Origin of the sequence: Carnobacterium viridans (assembly GCF_900102725.1) — a bacterium.
Lineage (GTDB): Bacteria > Bacillota > Bacilli > Lactobacillales > Carnobacteriaceae > Carnobacterium_B > Carnobacterium_B viridans.
On sequence record NZ_FNJW01000008.1, the window covers coordinates 126,140 to 144,515 of the forward strand.

General features: G+C 36.4%; 16 protein-coding genes. 15 read left to right on the top strand and 1 reads right to left on the bottom strand.

Features of this window, described 5'->3' with window-relative positions:
- Positions 1–4 precede the first annotated feature (4 nt).
- The 11 genes from rpoZ to BLT48_RS02145 all read left to right on the top strand — a co-directional run bounded on the left by rpoZ (position 5) and on the right by BLT48_RS02145 (position 12,367).
- A complete protein-coding gene (gene rpoZ, locus BLT48_RS02095) occupies positions 5–220 on the top strand; it encodes a DNA-directed RNA polymerase subunit omega (RefSeq protein ID WP_007723774.1) in 216 nt (71 codons plus the stop codon).
- 197 nt (positions 221–417) lie between these two features.
- Positions 418–1,623: a bifunctional phosphopantothenoylcysteine decarboxylase/phosphopantothenate--cysteine ligase CoaBC gene (coaBC, locus tag BLT48_RS02100; protein WP_089974796.1), complete on the top strand. Its 1,206-nt coding sequence runs from the start codon at positions 418–420 to the stop codon at positions 1,621–1,623.
- Positions 1,624–1,637: 14 nt separating this feature from the next.
- Positions 1,638–4,052, top strand: a complete 2,415-nt coding sequence (gene priA, locus BLT48_RS02105) for a primosomal protein N' (RefSeq protein ID WP_089974799.1) — start codon at positions 1,638–1,640, stop codon at positions 4,050–4,052.
- A 48-nt stretch (positions 4,053–4,100) separates the two neighbouring features.
- Positions 4,101–4,595, top strand: coding sequence for a peptide deformylase (gene def / locus BLT48_RS02110; RefSeq protein WP_089974802.1), 495 nt, complete (start codon positions 4,101–4,103; stop codon positions 4,593–4,595).
- Positions 4,592–5,545, top strand: coding sequence for a methionyl-tRNA formyltransferase (gene fmt / locus BLT48_RS02115; RefSeq protein ID WP_089974805.1), 954 nt, complete (start codon positions 4,592–4,594; stop codon positions 5,543–5,545). The genes def and fmt overlap by 4 nt, the downstream gene beginning before the upstream one ends.
- Positions 5,535–6,911, top strand: a complete 1,377-nt coding sequence (rsmB, locus tag BLT48_RS02120; protein WP_089974808.1) for a 16S rRNA (cytosine(967)-C(5))-methyltransferase RsmB — start codon at positions 5,535–5,537, stop codon at positions 6,909–6,911. Before fmt ends, rsmB begins: the two co-directional genes overlap by 11 nt.
- Before the next feature lie 329 nt (positions 6,912–7,240).
- On the top strand, positions 7,241–8,002 hold the full coding sequence (locus BLT48_RS02125; protein WP_035022522.1) for a Stp1/IreP family PP2C-type Ser/Thr phosphatase: 762 nt from the start codon (positions 7,241–7,243) through the stop codon (positions 8,000–8,002).
- Positions 7,989–10,007, top strand: a complete 2,019-nt coding sequence (gene pknB, locus BLT48_RS02130) for a Stk1 family PASTA domain-containing Ser/Thr kinase (protein ID WP_089974811.1) — start codon at positions 7,989–7,991, stop codon at positions 10,005–10,007. Before BLT48_RS02125 ends, pknB begins: the two co-directional genes overlap by 14 nt.
- 147 nt (positions 10,008–10,154) lie before the next feature.
- Complete coding sequence (gene rsgA, locus BLT48_RS02135; RefSeq protein ID WP_035022528.1) at positions 10,155–11,057, top strand: ribosome small subunit-dependent GTPase A; 903 nt, start codon at positions 10,155–10,157, stop codon at positions 11,055–11,057.
- Between the two features lie 10 nt (positions 11,058–11,067).
- Positions 11,068–11,718, top strand: coding sequence for a ribulose-phosphate 3-epimerase (gene rpe / locus BLT48_RS02140; protein WP_035022531.1), 651 nt, complete (start codon positions 11,068–11,070; stop codon positions 11,716–11,718).
- A gap of 1 nt (position 11,719) precedes the next feature.
- Positions 11,720–12,367 (top strand): thiamine diphosphokinase, encoded by a 648-nt coding sequence (locus tag BLT48_RS02145; protein WP_035022534.1) that lies wholly within the window; start codon positions 11,720–11,722, stop codon positions 12,365–12,367.
- A gap of 62 nt (positions 12,368–12,429) precedes the next feature.
- Here BLT48_RS02145 and rpmB read toward each other — a convergent pair whose 3' ends face one another.
- Entirely contained in the window at positions 12,430–12,618 is a 189-nt protein-coding gene (gene rpmB, locus BLT48_RS02150) for a 50S ribosomal protein L28 (RefSeq protein WP_035022537.1), read from the bottom strand.
- A 247-nt stretch (positions 12,619–12,865) separates the two neighbouring features.
- On the opposite strand from rpmB, the gene BLT48_RS02155 reads away from it, so the two are divergent.
- From BLT48_RS02155 to plsX, 4 genes are all read left to right on the top strand, one after another.
- A complete protein-coding gene (locus tag BLT48_RS02155; RefSeq protein ID WP_035022540.1) occupies positions 12,866–13,228 on the top strand; it encodes an Asp23/Gls24 family envelope stress response protein in 363 nt (120 codons plus the stop codon).
- A 68-nt stretch (positions 13,229–13,296) separates the two neighbouring features.
- Entirely contained in the window at positions 13,297–14,970 is a 1,674-nt protein-coding gene (locus BLT48_RS02160; RefSeq protein ID WP_035022543.1) for a DAK2 domain-containing protein, read from the top strand.
- 153 nt (positions 14,971–15,123) lie between these two features.
- Entirely contained in the window at positions 15,124–17,172 is a 2,049-nt protein-coding gene (gene recG / locus BLT48_RS02165) for an ATP-dependent DNA helicase RecG (RefSeq protein ID WP_089974813.1), read from the top strand.
- A gap of 81 nt (positions 17,173–17,253) precedes the next feature.
- A complete protein-coding gene (plsX, locus tag BLT48_RS02170) occupies positions 17,254–18,264 on the top strand; it encodes a phosphate acyltransferase PlsX (protein WP_089974816.1) in 1,011 nt (336 codons plus the stop codon).
- Positions 18,265–18,376 lie beyond the last annotated feature (112 nt).

Sequence of the window (18,376 nt, forward strand, 5' to 3'; positions counted from 1 at the left end):
AATCATGATGTTAGAACCATCTATTGATAGCTTATTAGAAAAAATTGAATCTAAATATTCTTTGGTTACATTAGCAAGCAAACGTGCACATGAACTGGACGAAGGTTCTATGCCAATGCTAGAAAAATACCGTTCACACAAAAATGTTGGACGTGCATTAGAAGAAATTAATAATGGCGATTTAGTTATTGATCCAATAACAGTTGGACCAGAAGAATAAGCCACATAAACAAAAGTGCTTCAAAGTAATGGTTTTCTTACTTTGAAGCACTTTTGTTTTGAAATCCAGCTATATTAAACAGGATAGATTTATTAATACTAAGAATTGGTGGATAGTTAAGACAAATGCTTTTATTTCTAGTAAAATAAGAAAGAGAAGCAACATTAATTTCACGGTTTTGTCAGGAGGAATGCCAGTTGTTAAAAGGAAAAAAAGTTGCTGTATATGTTACCGGGGGTATTGCGGTTTATAAGGCTTGTGATTTGGTGAGACGTTTAATAAAAGTAGGAGCTACTGTTAGAGTAGCGATGACGGAATCTGCAACAGAATTTGTTACCCCTTTAACGTTTCAAATTCTAAGCAAGCACCATGTATATACAGATACATTTGATGAACGCGAAGGTGACAAAGTCAGTCATATTCATTTGGCGGACTGGTCAGATTTAGCCGTAATTGCTCCAGCAACAGCCAATACGATAGCGAAAATAGCATATGGCATTGGAGATAACTTTGTGACGACTGCATTATTGGCTACCACAGCACCTGTTTTTATTGTGCCTGCTATGAATGAGCATATGCTTAATAATGCAGCAACAATAAGAAATTTTCAATCGTTAGAAAACGATGGGCATTTCATTATGGAACCAGATACAGGTTTTCTAGCTGAAGGATACGAGGGAAAAGGCCGTTTTCCTGAACCAGAAAAGATTGTTGAAACCATTCAAGAATTTTTAATCAAAAAGGAAACCTATTTACCGTTAAAAAATAAAAAAGTTGTGATAACGGCTGGTGGAACTAAAGAAAGAATCGATCCTGTTCGGTACATTACAAATGATTCTTCAGGCAAAATGGGATACAGTTTAGCTCATGCTGCCCGTGATTTAGGAGCAGAAGTTTGTTTAATCTCCACTTCCAAGACACTAAAGACACCTTATGGGGTAGCGCTAGTATCTGTTGAGACTGCGGAACAAATGCATCAAGCAATAAATGCTGAATTTAAAGAGGCAGCAATCGTTATTATGGCAGCAGCAGTGTCTGACTATCGTCCAGATCATGTTGCGAATAAAAAAATCAAGAAAAGTGAACAAGAAATGACACTGACATTGGTCAAGAATACAGATATACTAGCTACCTTGGGGAGTCAGAAAAACGACCAATTTTTAATTGGATTTGCTGCTGAAACGCATAATGTTGAAGAGTATGCTCAAGGGAAATTAAAAAAGAAAAATGCAGATATGATCGTAGCCAATGATGTATCTAAACCCTATGCAGGATTTAATAAAGATACAAATGAAGTAACTATTTTTATGAAAGATGAACAGCCAATAGAATTGAAAGTAAAGAGTAAGCAAGCAATAGCGGAAGAAATTTTAGCAGTTGCTCTTACTAAAATGAAAAAATAAAGGTGTGAGAATGAGTGGTTTCAATTGCTAAAGTAATTGTGGATGTTCCAACAATGCAGACAAACAAACCTTATGACTATCGTATTCCTCCTGAATTCGAACAAGATATTGTTCAAGGAATGCGCGTGGCTGTTCCGTTTGGTCAAGGAACTAGGCAAGTCCAAGGCTTTGTTGTGGAGATTACTCACTCAACAGATTATGAAGGCGAGTTAAAACCCATTGTTGGTCTAATGGACCTAACAGCGGTACTTGATGAAGAAATGCTGTTGTTAGGTAAAGAAATGGCACGCAAAACGTATGCCTTTCAAATAACGTGTTACCAAACGATGTTGCCAGCCATATTGAAAGCAAAATACGGAAAAACAATTAGACTCATTGATGAGATTTCGGAAGACTTATTTTTCGATCTTTTCAAAGGAAAAAATGAAATCAAATGGGAAGAAGCGGAAGAAAGAGCTATATTACCGCAGCTGATTGAATTGAAGAAAAAAGATGCTGTTGAAGTGATATATGAAGTTAAAAACCAAGCAAAGACTAAGAAAAAAAGAATGGTTCGAGCGAATTTATCTTTTGAGCAATTTGAAGATGAAAAACTAACTTTAGGCAAACGTGGTCCAAAACAACACCTTCTTCTAGATGTATTGCAGTCCTTAAATGAGCAAACGGTCAGTGTGAATGAACTCACTAAAAGTACCGAACTTACAGCAACAGATATTCGAACAGGTGAAAAAAAAGGTTGGCTAAAGATTGAAGAAGTCGAAGTTTATCGTGATCCATTTAAAGATAAGACCTTTAGACAAACCGTATCCTTTCAACTGAATGAAGGACAAGAAAATGCTATTCAGCCTATTTTGAAAGCTGTAACAGAAGAAAGAACGGAAGTTTTCTTGCTGAAAGGGGTAACCGGAAGTGGGAAGACAGAAATTTATTTGCAGACTATTGCTCAGACACTTCAGAACAATAAAAGTGCGTTGATGCTTGTACCTGAAATAGCGCTGACTCCACAAATGGTGAATCATTTTAAAGGTCGATTTGGAGAAGAAGTAGCTGTTCTGCACAGTGGTTTGTCTGTTGGGGAAAAATACGATGAATGGCGAAAAATTGAACGTGGCGAAGCTCGAGTAGTCGTAGGAGCTCGCTCATCAATTTTTGCACCGGTTAAAAATATCGGAGTGATAATTATTGATGAAGAGCATGAGGCTACGTATAAACAAGATGAAAACCCTAGGTATCATGCTAGGGATGTAGCAATATGGAGAGCAAATTACCATAACTGTCCTGTTATTTTAGGAAGTGCTACTCCTTCATTAGAGTCGAGAGCAAGAGCGCAGAAAAAGGTTTATACATTGTTGGAGTTGCCAACACGAGTCAATCAAAAAGACTTACCTGAAGTTGAAGTTGTCGATATGAGAGAAGAATTGAAAAACGCTAATCGCAGCAGTTTCTCCATTCTTTTACAAGAAAAGATACAAGACCGAATAGCAAAAAAAGAACAAATCGTTTTGTTATTGAATAGACGAGGTTATTCTTCTTTTGTGATGTGTCGAGACTGTGGATTCGTCTTGCCTTGTCCCAATTGCGATATCTCCTTAACGTTGCACATGGATACAAAAACAATGAAATGCCATTATTGTGGTCATGAAGAAAATATTCCACATACTTGTCCAAGCTGCAGAGGAAGTAAGATACGCTATTATGGAACTGGAACACAGAAGATTGAAGAAGAATTAAGAGCTGTTTTGCCTGAAGCAAAAGTTATTCGTATGGATGTAGATACAACACGTAAAAAAGGGGCACATGAAAAGTTGTTAGCTTCTTTTGGAAATGGCGAAGCGGATATTTTATTGGGCACGCAAATGATTGCAAAAGGGTTAGATTTCCCCAATATTACTTTGGTGGGTGTTTTGAATGCAGATACTGGATTAGGCTTACCTGATTTTAGAGCGAGTGAGCGAACGTTCCAATTGCTGACACAAGTGAGCGGGCGGGCTGGAAGAGCTGAACTAACCGGTGAAGTAATTGTTCAAACTTTTAATCCTGAGCATTATGCGATTCAGCTAGCTAAAGAACACGATTACGATACATTCTATAAACAAGAAATGTTGTTACGACATCGTGGAAATTATCCGCCTTATTTCTATACAATTTTGATCACAACTAGTCATGAAGAAGAAATAAAAGCTGCCAAGAAAATGCACCAAATCGTTCAACAGATTAAGCCACAGTTACAACCGGAAACCATTGTTTTAGGACCAACGCCAAAAGCAGTTGCTCGTATGAACAATCGCTATTATTACCAAACGATTATTAAATACAAAAGCGAACCGCATTTGAAGGCTGTTTTACAAACGATCTTAGTGGAATCTCAAAGAGAAATGGCTAAAGGGTTACAGATTGCTATCGACTCAGAACCAATGAATTTTATCTAGCACCTGTGCTTTATAGCATTAAATAGTTTAAAAGAAAGAGGGTCAATCATGTCCGTATTACCAATAGTAACTTACCCAAATGCACTACTGACTACTCCAACAAAAGAAGTAGAGGAAATTACAGATGAAATTATCCAATTGTTAGACGATATGCATGATACCATGATTGCAAATGATGGTATTGGCATTGCAGCTCCACAAGTAAACAGCAACCTTAGATTAGCTTTAGTAGAAATTGACGAAGAATCAGGATTGTTTGAAATGATCAATCCAAAAATTGTGCAATCAGCTGGTGAAACGATTGATGTAGAAGGTTGTTTGAGTTTTCCTGAAGTATACGGGACAATAAAAAGAGCCGACACTATCGTATTAAGATTTTATGACCGTAATGGAGATGAATTTGAAGTGGAAGCTGATGATTATCTTGCACGTGCATTCCAGCATGAATTGGAACACTTAGATGGAAAGTTATTTACAGATAAGATTATTCAAAAAATTAAACCGGAAGACTTAGAAAGTTATATGGAGGCGAATCTAGAATGATAAAAATCGTATTTATGGGAACTCCTGCATTTTCCGTTCCAATTTTAGAAGCATTGATTGATTCAGAGTATGAAGTGGTTGCAGTAGTCACACAACCGGATAGACCAGTAGGGAGAAAGAAAATCTTAACAGCTTCACCTGTTAAGGCTGCTGCGGTCCAGCACGATTTACCCGTTTTTCAACCAGAAAAAATTTCAGGTTCTCCTGAAATGGAGACACTGATTGCACTTGAACCAGATCTGATCGTTACTGCAGCGTTTGGTCAATTTCTACCACAAAAATTATTATCTGTTCCTAAATATGGAGCAATCAATGTACATGCTTCTTTGTTGCCTAAGTATCGTGGTGGTGCTCCAGTCCACTATGCTCTTATGAAAGGCGAAAAAGAGACAGGTGTTTCTATTATGTATATGGAGAAAAAAATGGATGCAGGAGATATACTCGCACAAAAATCCTTAGATATTACCCGTAACGATGATGTTGGAACGTTATTTGATCGTTTAAGTGCTTTAGGTAAAGACTTATTAATGGACACTTTGCCTAAATTATTGGCTGGAGACATCACGCCAGTAAAACAAAACGAAGAGGAAGTTACTTATTCGCCAAATATTAAACGTGAAGAAGAATTAGTGGATTGGACTAAAACAGCAGCTGAAGTCGATTATCAAGTTCGTGGCTTGCGTCCTTGGCCAGTAGCGTATACTTTATTAGAAGGAAACAGACTTAAGTTATGGGATGTGACACCTACTGAAGAAAAAACAACAGCCGTTCCGGGAACCATTATACGGATTGAAAAAGAAGCAGTCTATATAGCTTGTGGAGATCAGACAGTTGTAAAAATAAATGAAGTTCAACCAGCTGGGAAAAGTAAAATGACTGTCATGGCTTTTTTAAGTGGAGTAGGCAGCCAACTAAAAGTTGGAGAAAAGGTAGGGTCAAATGGAAACTAATCAAACACCTGAAAAAAGAAATGTTAAGAAAACAAGTCGTTATTTAGCGATGTCGATTTTGGAACGAACAGATAAAACGGGTTCGTATTCGAATTTATTAATCAACGAAGCCATTCAAAAAAATAAACTAAGTGCAGCTGATGCGCGCTTATTAACAGAATTGGTATATGGTGTTCTGCAGCGTAAATTAACACTGGACTTTTACTTGTCTCCATTTTTAGATGAAGGCAAGAAAATTGATGTGTGGGTACGAAATCTACTAAGATTGTCCATTTATCAAATGATTTATTTAGATAAAATTCCAGTTCATGCCATTTTATTTGAAGCTGTTGAAGTAGCTAAGAAAAAAGGTCACGTTGGAATCAGTAAATTTATAAATGGAGTTCTAAGAAATGCTGACCGTAAAGGATTCCCTAGCGTTGAAAAAATCGCAGACCCAATTGAACGTTTAAGCATTGAATTGAGCATGCCAAGATGGCTAATAGAGAAATTCACTGCAGATATTGGATTAGAAGAAACGAGAAAAATGGGTGAGTCGTTACTCCGTCCGAGCCATTCAAGCGCACGAGTAAATAAGAAGTTTTTGACCGTTGAAGAAGCGTTAGAAGCTATGGAAGAAGAAGGATTCGATGTTCGTGAAAGTGTTATTTCTCCAGTTGGTATCATCAGTGATGGTGGGCACTTTGCTTCTTCACCATTGTTTCAATCTGGACAATTAACAATTCAAGATGAGTCTTCTCAATTAGTTGCACCAGCTTTACAACTTGAACCACATCATCAAGTATTAGATGCTTGTGCTGCTCCAGGTGGTAAAACAACCCATATCGCTTCTTACTTATCTGCTGAAGAAGGCGGAAAAGTAACGGCGCTTGATCTTCATGAACACAAAGTGGCTTTGATTACAGAAAATGCCAAAAGAATGCATGTAGAAGATGTAGTGACAGCAATGAAATTAGATGCCAGAAATGTAGATCAAGAGTTCTCAGACGAACAATTTGACCGTATACTAGTAGATGCGCCGTGTTCTGGTTTAGGTTTAATGAGACGTAAGCCTGATATCAAGTACACTAAAAAAGAAAAAGATATGTTGAATCTTCAAAAAATACAACTTGGTATTCTAGAACAAGTAGCTCCAAAACTAAAAGTAGGTGGACTTTTAGTTTACAGTACGTGTACAATAGCAAATGAGGAAAATAAAGAAACGGTTGAGAACTTTTTAGCGGCACATGCTGATTTTGAAAAAGTTCCTGTTAGAACTGAAGAATCACTATCAGGTTGCCTGAAAGACGGATTTCTTCAACTTTATCCGCATGATTTTGGAACAGACGGCTTTTTTATTAGCTGCTTAAGAAAAATACAGAACTAAACTTAGGTTAAATCAACGAGAATAAAACAACTAATATTGGGAATGAGAGAACAAATCTTTGGACTTGAATTAGTCGATACAGACTTTCTCTTTACTATTTCAGGGTAGGAGAGGTCTAAAACTGAAAAATGGTTAGTCGATCATTAAGATACAGGTTTGATATTTTCTTTCATTCCCTTTTGTGTTGTCTTTTTTATACTTGTTGTGTGTTTAAATTTCTGTATCATTTCACTAAGGCTTGCTTATTCAAGCCTTAGTGAAATGATACAGATCGTTGATGGTCAGTAAAAAATAATGGAATGATTTATTGAAAGGTATGTGGTGGAACAATGGAAGTTGTATTTCGCAGTGATACCGGCAAGAAGAGGAAAAACAATCAAGATTTCGCCGGTTATTTTATAAATAAACAAAATGTTACATTGGCAATTTTGTGTGATGGGATGGGTGGACATCGAGGTGGAGATGTGGCTAGTGAAATGGCCGTTTCGCATTTAGGTCATTCATGGGAAGAATCTGATGTTCAAAATGCTGAGCAGATCACACAATGGATGTTAACACGCATCAGTCGAGAAAATAAACGCATCCTTGAAAAATCACGCAAATTTTCTGATTTAGAAGGAATGGGAACAACACTTGTTGCTACAGCACTTGTAGAACAAGAATTTGTGATAGCGAATATTGGCGACAGTAGAGGGTACCACTATACTGGAGGGCGTTTAAGCCAAGTGACAGAAGACCATTCATTGGTCAATGAATTGCTTAAAAGTGGAGAAATCTCTTCAGAAGACGCTGAAAATCATCCTAGAAAGAATGTGTTGACTCGTTCTTTGGGTGTTACAGATGAGATAGATATTGATGTAACCATTTTACCAGCCTTACCTAACGACCAAATGTTGCTCTGTTCAGATGGATTGACAAATATGGTTGAAGATGAAGCGATAAAGGAAGTTTTAAGTACTCAAAAATCACTAGATGAAAAGGTTGAAACGCTAATTACTATGGCTAATGAGCATGGAGGTTATGACAATATAACCATTATATTAGTTCATACAAATGCAGAAGGGAGGGGTAGCATTCATGGAAATAGGTAAAAAATTAAACGGACGTTACAAAATAATTGGTACAGTCGGTTCAGGCGGTATGGCAAATGTTTATCTTGCAAGAGATTTGATTTTGGAAAGAGATGTAGCTGTTAAGGTCTTGCGTTTTGATTTCAGAGATGATCAAGATACCATTCGTCGCTTTAAACGAGAAGCACTAGCTGCGACCGAATTGATTCATCCTAATATTGTTAGTGTGTATGATGTCGGGGAAGAAGAAAATAACCAATACATTGTTATGGAATATATTAAAGGAATGGATTTGAAGCACTATATCCACAGCAACTTTCCTATTCCTTATCAAAAAGTTCTTGATATTATGAGACAAATTTTGGCAGCTGTAGCAGAAGCGCATAATAATAGAATCATTCATAGAGATCTTAAACCGCAAAATGTTTTGATCGATGAATCAGGCGTCGTAAAAATAACTGATTTTGGTATAGCAGTAGCGTTGTCACAAACATCGATCACTCAAACAAATTCTTTGTTAGGATCGGTCCATTACCTTTCTCCCGAACAAGCAAGAGGAGGAATGGCAACTAATCAATCCGATATCTATTCATTAGGGATTATTTTATATGAGTTGCTAACAGGAAATGTTCCATTTGAAGGCGAATCAGCTGTATCAATCGCATTAAAACATTTTCAAGAATCTCTCCCTTCAGTGAAGGATTTTGATCATCGAATTCCACAACCTTTAGAAAATGTTGTTCTTAAAGCTACAGCAAAAGAAACAATTGATAGATACCGTTCGGTGCAAGAAATGGCTTCTGATTTAGCGACCTCGTTATCGCCACAAAGAATCAATGAACCAAAATTTGCTCCAGCGAGTTTAATGGAAAAAACAAAAGTATTGGAACCGATTGTTCCAGTAGCCCCTACTAGTCTAGTAGAAGGTAAAAAACTAGAAGATAAAGAGCAACAAATGGATAAACCAAAAAATGAGACGATAAAAGAGAAAAAGCCTAAGAAGAAAAAGAGAAAAATTATTTGGCTGACACTATTATTGCTTTTATTGGTTGTTGCCGGTAGTGTGGTCGCATTTACACTTACAGCTCCAAAAGACGTCTCAGTCCCAGATGTAGTAGGTCTATCGGAAGATGAGGCTGAAGAGGTCCTTTTAGAAGCTAAATTACAAGTCAGTAAGACAATTGTAGAGACAAGTGAAGATGTTGAAGAAGGAATGGTCACTAGAACCGATCCTGAAACAGGTTCTAGTGTTAAAGAAGAGACCGATGTTAATCTATATATCAGTTCTGGAAAAGAGACGGTTTCTTTTAAAGACTATACAGGTGAGCCTTATGAAGAAGTTCGAGCAGAACTGATTGATCAAGGATTCAAAACTGAGCGAGTTGATGCCAGCAGCGATACTTACCCAGAAGGTACGATTATTGAACAAAGTGTAGCTGAAGATGAAGAAGTGGTTCCGAGTGAAACAACTGTGACATTGACTGTAAGTACCGGAGAAGCTATGATTGAAATGATAGATTTGGCTGGGTATTCTGAAAAAGGTGTACAAGTTTATGCTAGTGAAAATGGCTTAACGGTTACGATTAAGGAAGAGTATTCTGAAGAAACATTAGAAGGTCAAGTGATATCACAAAACCCTTCTGCAGGAACATTGTTATCGAACGGATCGTCATTCTCCGTAGTTATTTCGTTAGGAAAAACACCGGAACAAAAATTTTCTAAGACGGTAACCATACCGTATGCTGAACCAGAAACTGAACCAGAAGCAGAAGCAGAAAAAGAAAAATCTGATGAATCAAGTTCTGAAAGTAGTTCGCAAGAATCAAAACCCGTGCCGAATGAAATTGTTATTTATATCCAAGACAAAGAGCATTCTTTGGAAAATGAATTTCAAAAATTCACTATCACCGAAGATTTTGAAACAGTTATACCGTTTGTTCTTCAAGAGGGTGAAGTAGGTACGTATCGAATTGAACGTGATGGAAAAGTGATAGAAGAAAATACCAATGTAACAACACCAGAATAACCAAAAAAGGGCTTGAAAGACTGTTTTTTTCAGTTTTATAAGCCTTTTTTTGCTAGTCATGAAACCTATTAACTAGCATTAAAATCTTGCTTTCTTGGGTTTCATTCAGTAGAGTATAAAAGAGAACACATCATAGGAGGGGTTTTATTGCCGGAAGGTCAAATCAGAAAAGCGTTAAGTGGTTTTTATTATGTCTATTATCAAGGAGAAACCTATCAAACAAGGGGAAGAGGGAATTTTCGGAAAAGGGAACTAACGCCTTTGGTTGGTGACTATGTCTTGTTTGAAAGTGGCAATTTAAAAGAAGGTGTGGTACAGGAGCTCTTACCTAGAAAAAATGAATTGGTCCGTCCACCTGTAGCTAATGTGGACATCGGTATTGTAGTGATGTCAGCTATCGAACCTAGCTTTTCAACAAACTTATTGGATCGTTTTTTGGTCACTTTAGAGAGTAAAGGAATCCAAGCTATCATCTACATAAGTAAAATTGACTTGTTAACGGATGAACTACTGCAACAGCTAAAAGAAAAAGAGCGAGCCTATGAAAAAATTGGGTACCCCATTATCGTTCCTGAACAAACGGACAACAAGAAATCTTTAGAGGAATTAACTTCTTATTTCCCTAATAAATTATCTGTTTTCATGGGCCAATCTGGTGCAGGGAAATCGACATTACTGAACAGTATTGCACCTGATTTAGAACTGAAAACAGCTGAAATTTCAAATTCTCTTGGCAGAGGGAAGCATACGACTAGACACGTTGAATTGCTGCCTTTATACGGCGGATTAGTGGCAGATACTCCTGGTTTTAGTTCAATTGATTTTTTAGAACTAGAACCAGAAGAATTATCTGCATGCTTTCCTGACTTTGTTGAAGTTCAAGATGACTGTCGATTTAGAGGGTGTATGCATAAAAAAGAGCCAGGGTGTCAAGTGAAAAAAGAAGTAGAATTAAATACAATACCAACATACCGTTACCAACACTACTTGCAGTTTTTAGAAGAAATTGAAAGTCGTAAACCAAGATACAACAATAAACATAAGAAATGAGGATGAAAAAATGAAATTAGCACCATCTATTTTAAGTGCAGATTTTGCAAACTTAGCAAGAGACATTCAGTTAGTTGAAGATGGAGGGGCAGATTACATTCATATCGATGTAATGGATGGACATTTTGTACCGAATATTACATTTGGTGCAGATACGGTAGCTGCTATTCGTCCGGTAACGAAATTACCATTGGATTGTCATTTAATGGTAGAGTATCCTGAAAACTACATTAAACAATTTGCTGCAGCAGGTGCAGATATCATCACTGTCCATCCTGAAAGCACACCTCATATTCATCGTGTCATCCAGTTGATAAAAGACCAAGGTGTTAAAGCAGGGATTGCTGTGAATCCAGGAACACCGATTGAAACAATGGAGCATGTATTAGGAATAGTAGATTTAGTTTTAGTAATGACAGTTAATCCTGGTTATGGCGGACAAACCTTTATTCCTGAAATGGTAAAAAAAATAAAAAAAGCAAAAGAAATAAAAGATAGAGAAGGCTATACTTATGAAATACAAGTTGATGGAGGGATAGCTGAGCAGACCGCTAAACAATGTAAAGAAGCGGGAGCGACAGTTTTTGTTGCGGGTTCATACATTTATAATGCAGAAAATCCATTGAACCAACTAAACTTATTAATGGATGCGGTAAGATAAGATGGGACACTTAGCAATTATGGTCGGCGGACCTTATGAGCGCATTCCAGCAATAAAAAATAGGCAGTCAAAAGAACTCATTTGGATTGGTGTTGATAGAGGGGCCTTGCGATTATTGGAGCACGGAATTGTTCCTAAAATTGCCCTTGGAGATTTTGATTCAGTCACAAAGGAAGAATTAAAAACAATAAAAAATGAAGTTGCGGATGTTCGAGTTTACAAAGCGGAAAAAGATGAGACTGATACAGAGCTGGCTGTCCGAATAGCTTTTGATGAATTCAAACCGGATAGTGTTTCTATTTATGGAGCAACAGGTGGAAGAATGGATCATTTTTTAAACAATATCTTTATGGTATTCCAGCCTAAGCTGCTCGATCATGCTGCTAAAATACGTCTAATAGATGTCCAAAATACCATTATGTATTTTTTGCCAGGTAGCCATACCCTATCAAAAGAGCAAGACAAGAAATACCTTGCATTTACTTGTCTATCTCCTGTAGAAAAATTAACTATACAAGACGCTAAATATCGATTAGCTGATGCGGATTTTACTCATCCCATTTCGTTGGCAAGCAATGAGTTTATTTCAGATACCGTAAATTTTTCTTTTATATCTGGAATGATAGCCGTTATTCAAAGTAAAGACTAAAAAAGAATAAACAAAAAAGAACCTTTTCCATGATGTCGGGAAAGGTTCTTTTTTTAGTAAAATTATACGCGTGCAACTTTACCAGATTTAAGTGCTCGAGCAGATACCCAAACTTTCTTAGGTGATCCGTCAACCATGATACGAACTTTTTGTAAGTTAGCACCCCAAGTACGTTTTGTTTTGTTCATAGCGTGAGAGCGGTTATTTCCGCTTCTTGCTTTACGTCCTGTAATTACACATTCTTTAGCCATTAGTCTTTCCTCCTTTGCCGATATATCGAAGCAAAGCTTCAATCAATACTCATACTTCAATAATTTATCACAATTTAGTTGCCTTTGCAAGAACTTCTTTCAAGGAAATTTACTTGACAGTCTTTTATGGTTTTCTTAGTATTAGTTAAAAATGAGGAAACTTAGTTTTTCTTTTCTTATTAGGTCTGCTATGATAAAATGTAGAATAGTAATTTATGGCTTGCTAGCCAAGAGGAGGATTTTTAACATGGCAGTTAAAATCAAAACACAATTTGGAACAATCGATATCTCAAATGAAGTTATTGCGACCGTTGTTGGTGGTGCTGCAACAGAAATTTTTGGAATCGTTGGTATGGCAAGTAAAAGCCAAATACGTGATAATTTAAATGACATACTAAAAAAAGAAAACTATTCACGTGGAGTAGTCGTTCGTCAAGAAGATGACGGTGTTGCAATTGATATTTATATTATCGTTAGTTATGGAATAAAAATCTCTGAAGTTAGTCGGAATGTGCAAGAAATCGTAAAATACAATTTGGAAACCATGTTAGGTGTTACAGCTAACACTGTAAATATTTATGTTCAAGGTGTTCGCGTATTAAACGATTAAAAATGATTAGTCAAAGAAGAAATAGTTACTAAGTAGGTATTAAAAAGTAACTAAGGAGGATATATGTAGTGAAAGTTACAAAATTAGAAGGTAAGCAGTTTCGATTAATGGTAGCAACAGGAGCTAATCGTTTAGATAAGAATGCGGAATATGTGAACTCATTGAATGTTTTTCCGGTTCCAGATGGCGATACAGGTACCAACATGAATTTATCTTTAGCAAGCGGTGCTAAGGCAGTTGCTAATACAACTTCTGAAAGTGTTGGTGATTTGTCAGCGGCCCTTTCTAAAGGATTATTGATGGGAGCTCGTGGAAATTCTGGGGTTATTTTATCTCAATTATTTAGAGGATTCGGCAAAGCTATTGAAAATAAAGAAACGGTATCTTCTAAAGAATTTTCAGAAGCATTCACTAAGGGTGTTGAAACAGCCTATAAAGCTGTTATGAAACCTGTTGAGGGAACCATTTTAACTGTAGCTCGTGAATCAGCTAAAGTTGGTGAAAAAAAGGCAAAAGAAACAGATGACCTTGTTGAAGTTATGGAAGCCATTGTTCGTGGAGCAAAAAAATCTTTAGCTAAAACGCCTGATCTATTGCCAGTACTTAAAGAAGTTGGAGTTGTAGACAGTGGTGGACAAGGACTTTTATTTATCTATGAAGGATTCTTAGAAGTATTGTCTGGTAAAATTGTTGAAGAGGATATTTATCAACCTTCTGCTGAAGAAATGACAGAGTTGGTTAATGCTGAACACCATAGAAGTGTATCAAATCATATTCATACTGAAGACATCAAATTCGGTTATTGTACTGAAATTATGGTTCAAATTGGTAAAGGCGAAACTGTTGATAGTGAATTTGATTATGATAAATTCCGTAATCACTTAAACGAAATTGGAGATTCTTTATTGGTGGTTTCTGATGACGAGATCGTGAAAGTCCATGTTCATACAGAACATCCAGGAGAAGTAATGAATTACGGACAAAAATTTGGTTCATTGCTGAAAATTAAAGTTGATAACATGCGTGTTCAACATGAAACGATTCTTGAAAATGAAACTCCTCAGCCTGTTAAAAAAGCGGCTAAAACGCCTTATGGTATCATCGCAGTTGCAGCAGGAGAAGGTATTCAAAACTTGTTCAAAAGCTTAGGCGTAGATTATGTCATTAGTGGTGGACAAACAATGAATCCAAGTACAGAAGATATTCTTAAAGCAATTGAAGAAGTAAATGCTGAGAAAATTATTATCTTGCCAAACAACAAAAATATTTTTATGGCGGCTGATCAGGCTGCAGAAGTAAGCGAATTGTCAGTGGCAGTTATTCCTAGTAAGACGATTTCTCAAGGTATGACTGCAATGTTAGCATTTAATGAGTTGAATGACTTAGATACTAATAAAGCTGAAATGATGAATGAATTAAAAAATGTTGTTAGTGGACAAGTAACAAATGCTGTAAGAGATACAGAAATCGATGGGATGGCAATCAAAAAAGACGACTTTATGGGGATTATTGAAGGAAAAATCAAAGTATCTCAATCCAACCGTAAAAATGTTACGATTGAAACCTTGAAAAAAATGATATCAGAAGATAGTGAGATTGTAACTATTTTACTTGGAGAAGATGGAGACAAAGCTGAAGCTGCTGAGATTGCCGCTGAGATCGAAAATCTCTTTGAAGAAGTAGAAGTTGAAATTCATGACGGACAACAACCAGTTTATCCGTACATCTTGTCAGTAGAATAATTTAAAAAGACAAAAATAGAACCGGATGTTATTCCTAGCCTATTTTTGTCTTTTTTAGTCAGTTTAAAGAAAATAAATAAAGTAATTATTACGCTAAAGGGAGGTAAGTGACAGATTAAAAAAGCTGAAGCTGTTTAATCTGTTTAAAAAATTATGGCTAAATCAATTTATGATTCTGTTTCGGTCCTCCCTTACGTTGGGGAAAAGCGGTTAGAGGCTTTGCATCAATTAGGTATTCATACTATATCTGATTTGCTTTCTCATTATCCGATTCGTTATGAGGATATTCAAGAAAAAGATTTATTGGAGATAGAAGACCAAGAAAAAGTAACGCTAAAAGGAAATGTGGTTTCAGAAGCAGTAGTCAGTCGTTTTGGACCAAAAAAAAATCGATTGTCTTTTCGTTTAATCATTGAGCATGCAGTAATAACGGTAACTTTTTTTAATCAAGCCTACTTAAAAAGTAAAATCGCTACTGGAGAAGAAATTGCTGTATTTGGAAAATGGGATGCAAAAAGAAAAAGTTTAACGGGCATGAAAATTTTAGGCACCAAATCAGGTTCTGAGCAGGGAGATTTTGAGTCAGTCTACAGTGCAAATAAACACATTAAACAAACTACAATACTGCAATTGGTCACAGAAGCTTTTAAACTCTATCAAGAGCATATTCCAGAGGTTATTCCTGCAGAATTAAGAACAAAATACCGTTTGATCTCTCATCATGATGCTGTTTATGCAATGCATTTTCCAGCTTCAGAAGAACAAAAAAAGCAAGCCAGAAGAGAAGTTGTTTTTGAAGAATTCTTATTGTACCAAATGCGCATGCAGATTGTGCGCAAAAAGCAAAAAGCTATGGGTAAAGGAAATAAACTGAATTATAATGTGAATGATTTGAGAAATTTTATTGAGACCTTGCCTTTTGAACTAACAAAAGCACAAAAAAGAGTAGTGAATGAAATCTGTAGTGATTTAAGGCAACCGATTCACATGCATCGTTTACTCCAAGGAGATGTTGGGAGCGGAAAAACAATCGTAGCTGCGATTGCTTTATACGCTGCCACGAACGTTGGCGTTCAATCGGCCTTGATGGTGCCTACAGAAATTCTTGCTGAACAGCATATGGAGAGTTTAACAGAATTATTCGACCCACTTGAAGTGAGAATTGCATTGTTGACAGGTTCAACAAAAACAAAAGAGAGACGTAATATATTGGAACAATTAGCTAATGGTGAATTAGATGTTCTTATAGGCACGCATGCATTGATTCAACAAGATGTTTATTTTTCTCGCTTAGGGTTAGTTATTACCGATGAACAACATCGTTTTGGCGTAAATCAACGGAAATTATTAAGGGATAAGGGAAAAGATGCGGATGTTTTATTTATGACGGCTACCCCTATACCTCGTACCCTAGCGATTACGACATATGGCGAAATGGACGTTTCCATTATTGATGAAATGCCTGCAGGAAGAATTCCGATTCAAACCACATGGATTAAACCGAAAAATTTTGAAAAAACGCTAGAATTTATTGAAATTCAGTTAAAAAAAGGATCACAAGCCTATGTAATCTGTCCGTTGATTGAAGAATCGGAAAGCATCGATGTTAAAAATGCGACTGATATTTATGAAAAATTGACAGCTTATTATGGTGATCGTTTTCAAGTAGGCTTGTTGCATGGAAAAATGAAGTCAGCCGATAAAGAAAGCATTATGGAAAATTTTAAAGAGAAAAAACTACAAGTTCTTGTTTCTACTACAGTAATCGAAGTAGGTGTAAACGTGCCGAATGCAACGACTATGATTATTTACGATGCAGATCGATTTGGATTGTCTCAATTGCATCAGTTAAGAGGTCGGGTTGGTCGAGGAGATAAAGAATCCTACTGTATCCTTGTTGCAAATCCAAAAACTGAAAATGGAATGGAACGTATGAAAATCATGACGGAAACAACAGATGGTTTTTTACTAAGTGAAAAAGATTTAGAACTTAGAGGTCCTGGAGATTTATTTGGCAATAAACAATCTGGGATACCTGATTTTAAAATTGGAGATATCGTGGGAGATTTTGGAGCTTTGGAAGCAGCTAGACAAGAAGCCGTTCAATTGATCAATCAAAAAGACTTTCTAACAAACGAACTGTATCAACCGATTAGAGAAGCGGTTGGGTTTAATGAACTGGAAGGACTAGATTTTAATTGAGGTTCAATCACGATTAGTGGTAATATCTATTAGGAACGTAAAGTTTAGAAATGTTGGAAGTTAACTAGGGAGGCAAATGATTTGAAAATTGCAGTAGATGCTATGGGCGGAGATAACGCTCCAAAAGCAATTGTTGAAGGTGTCATGATGGCAGCTAAAGAATACAATGATATTGAATTTCTTTTATATGGAAAAGAAGATTCGATAAGAAAATACTTAACAGATGAAACGAATATTACGATTATTCATACAGATGAAAAAATAGCGAGTGATGACGACCCTGTTCGTGCAGTTCGTCGCAAAAAGAACGCTTCTATGGTTTTAGCAGCGCAAGCTGTAAAAGATAAAGAGGCAGATGCTTTATTTTCAGCAGGAAATACAGGCGCATTATTAACTGCTGGATTATTGATTATTGGAAGAATCAAAGGAATTGATCGACCAGGATTGTTAGTTTCATTACCCGTAATTGGAACAGAAAATGGAACATTTAATTTAATGGATGTTGGTGCAAATGCAGACACTAAGCCAGAAAATATTCACCAATATGCGATACTGGGAAGCTATTACGCTCAATTCGTTCGAGGAATCAAAAATCCGAAAGTGGGATTATTGAATAACGGAACAGAAGAAAACAAAGGAAACGATGTAACCAAAAGAGCTTACCAATTGTTGGCAAACAATGCAGATATTAACTTTATTGGAAACGTTGAAGCACGTGAGTTGTTAAGCGGAGCAGCAGATGTAGTTGTTACGGATGGTTTTACTGGAAATGCTGTATTAAAAACAATTGAAGGTACAGCTATGTCCATGATGAAACTTATTAAAAATGCTGTATATGAAAATGGCACAAAAGCTAAATTAGGTGGTCTTTTATTAAAAGATAGTTTTTCGAATATGAAAGATGTTATGGATTACTCAAAACATGGCGGAGCAGTGTTATTCGGAGTTAAAGCTCCAGTTGTCAAGACTCACGGATCAACAGAAAAAGATGCTGTGTACCATACAATCAAGCAAATTCACGAAATGCTGGAATCCCATGTTATTGATGACTTGGTTCACTATTTTGAAGCAAAAGAAACTCTAGCTGAATAAAGATTTTTGAACAAAGAAAAAAGGAAACACTAAAAAATAGTTGGACAATGTTCGTGAATATCGTTAAAATGTATAGAGTAAGAGTCGTTTATCCTTAATTACAAAGTCGAAT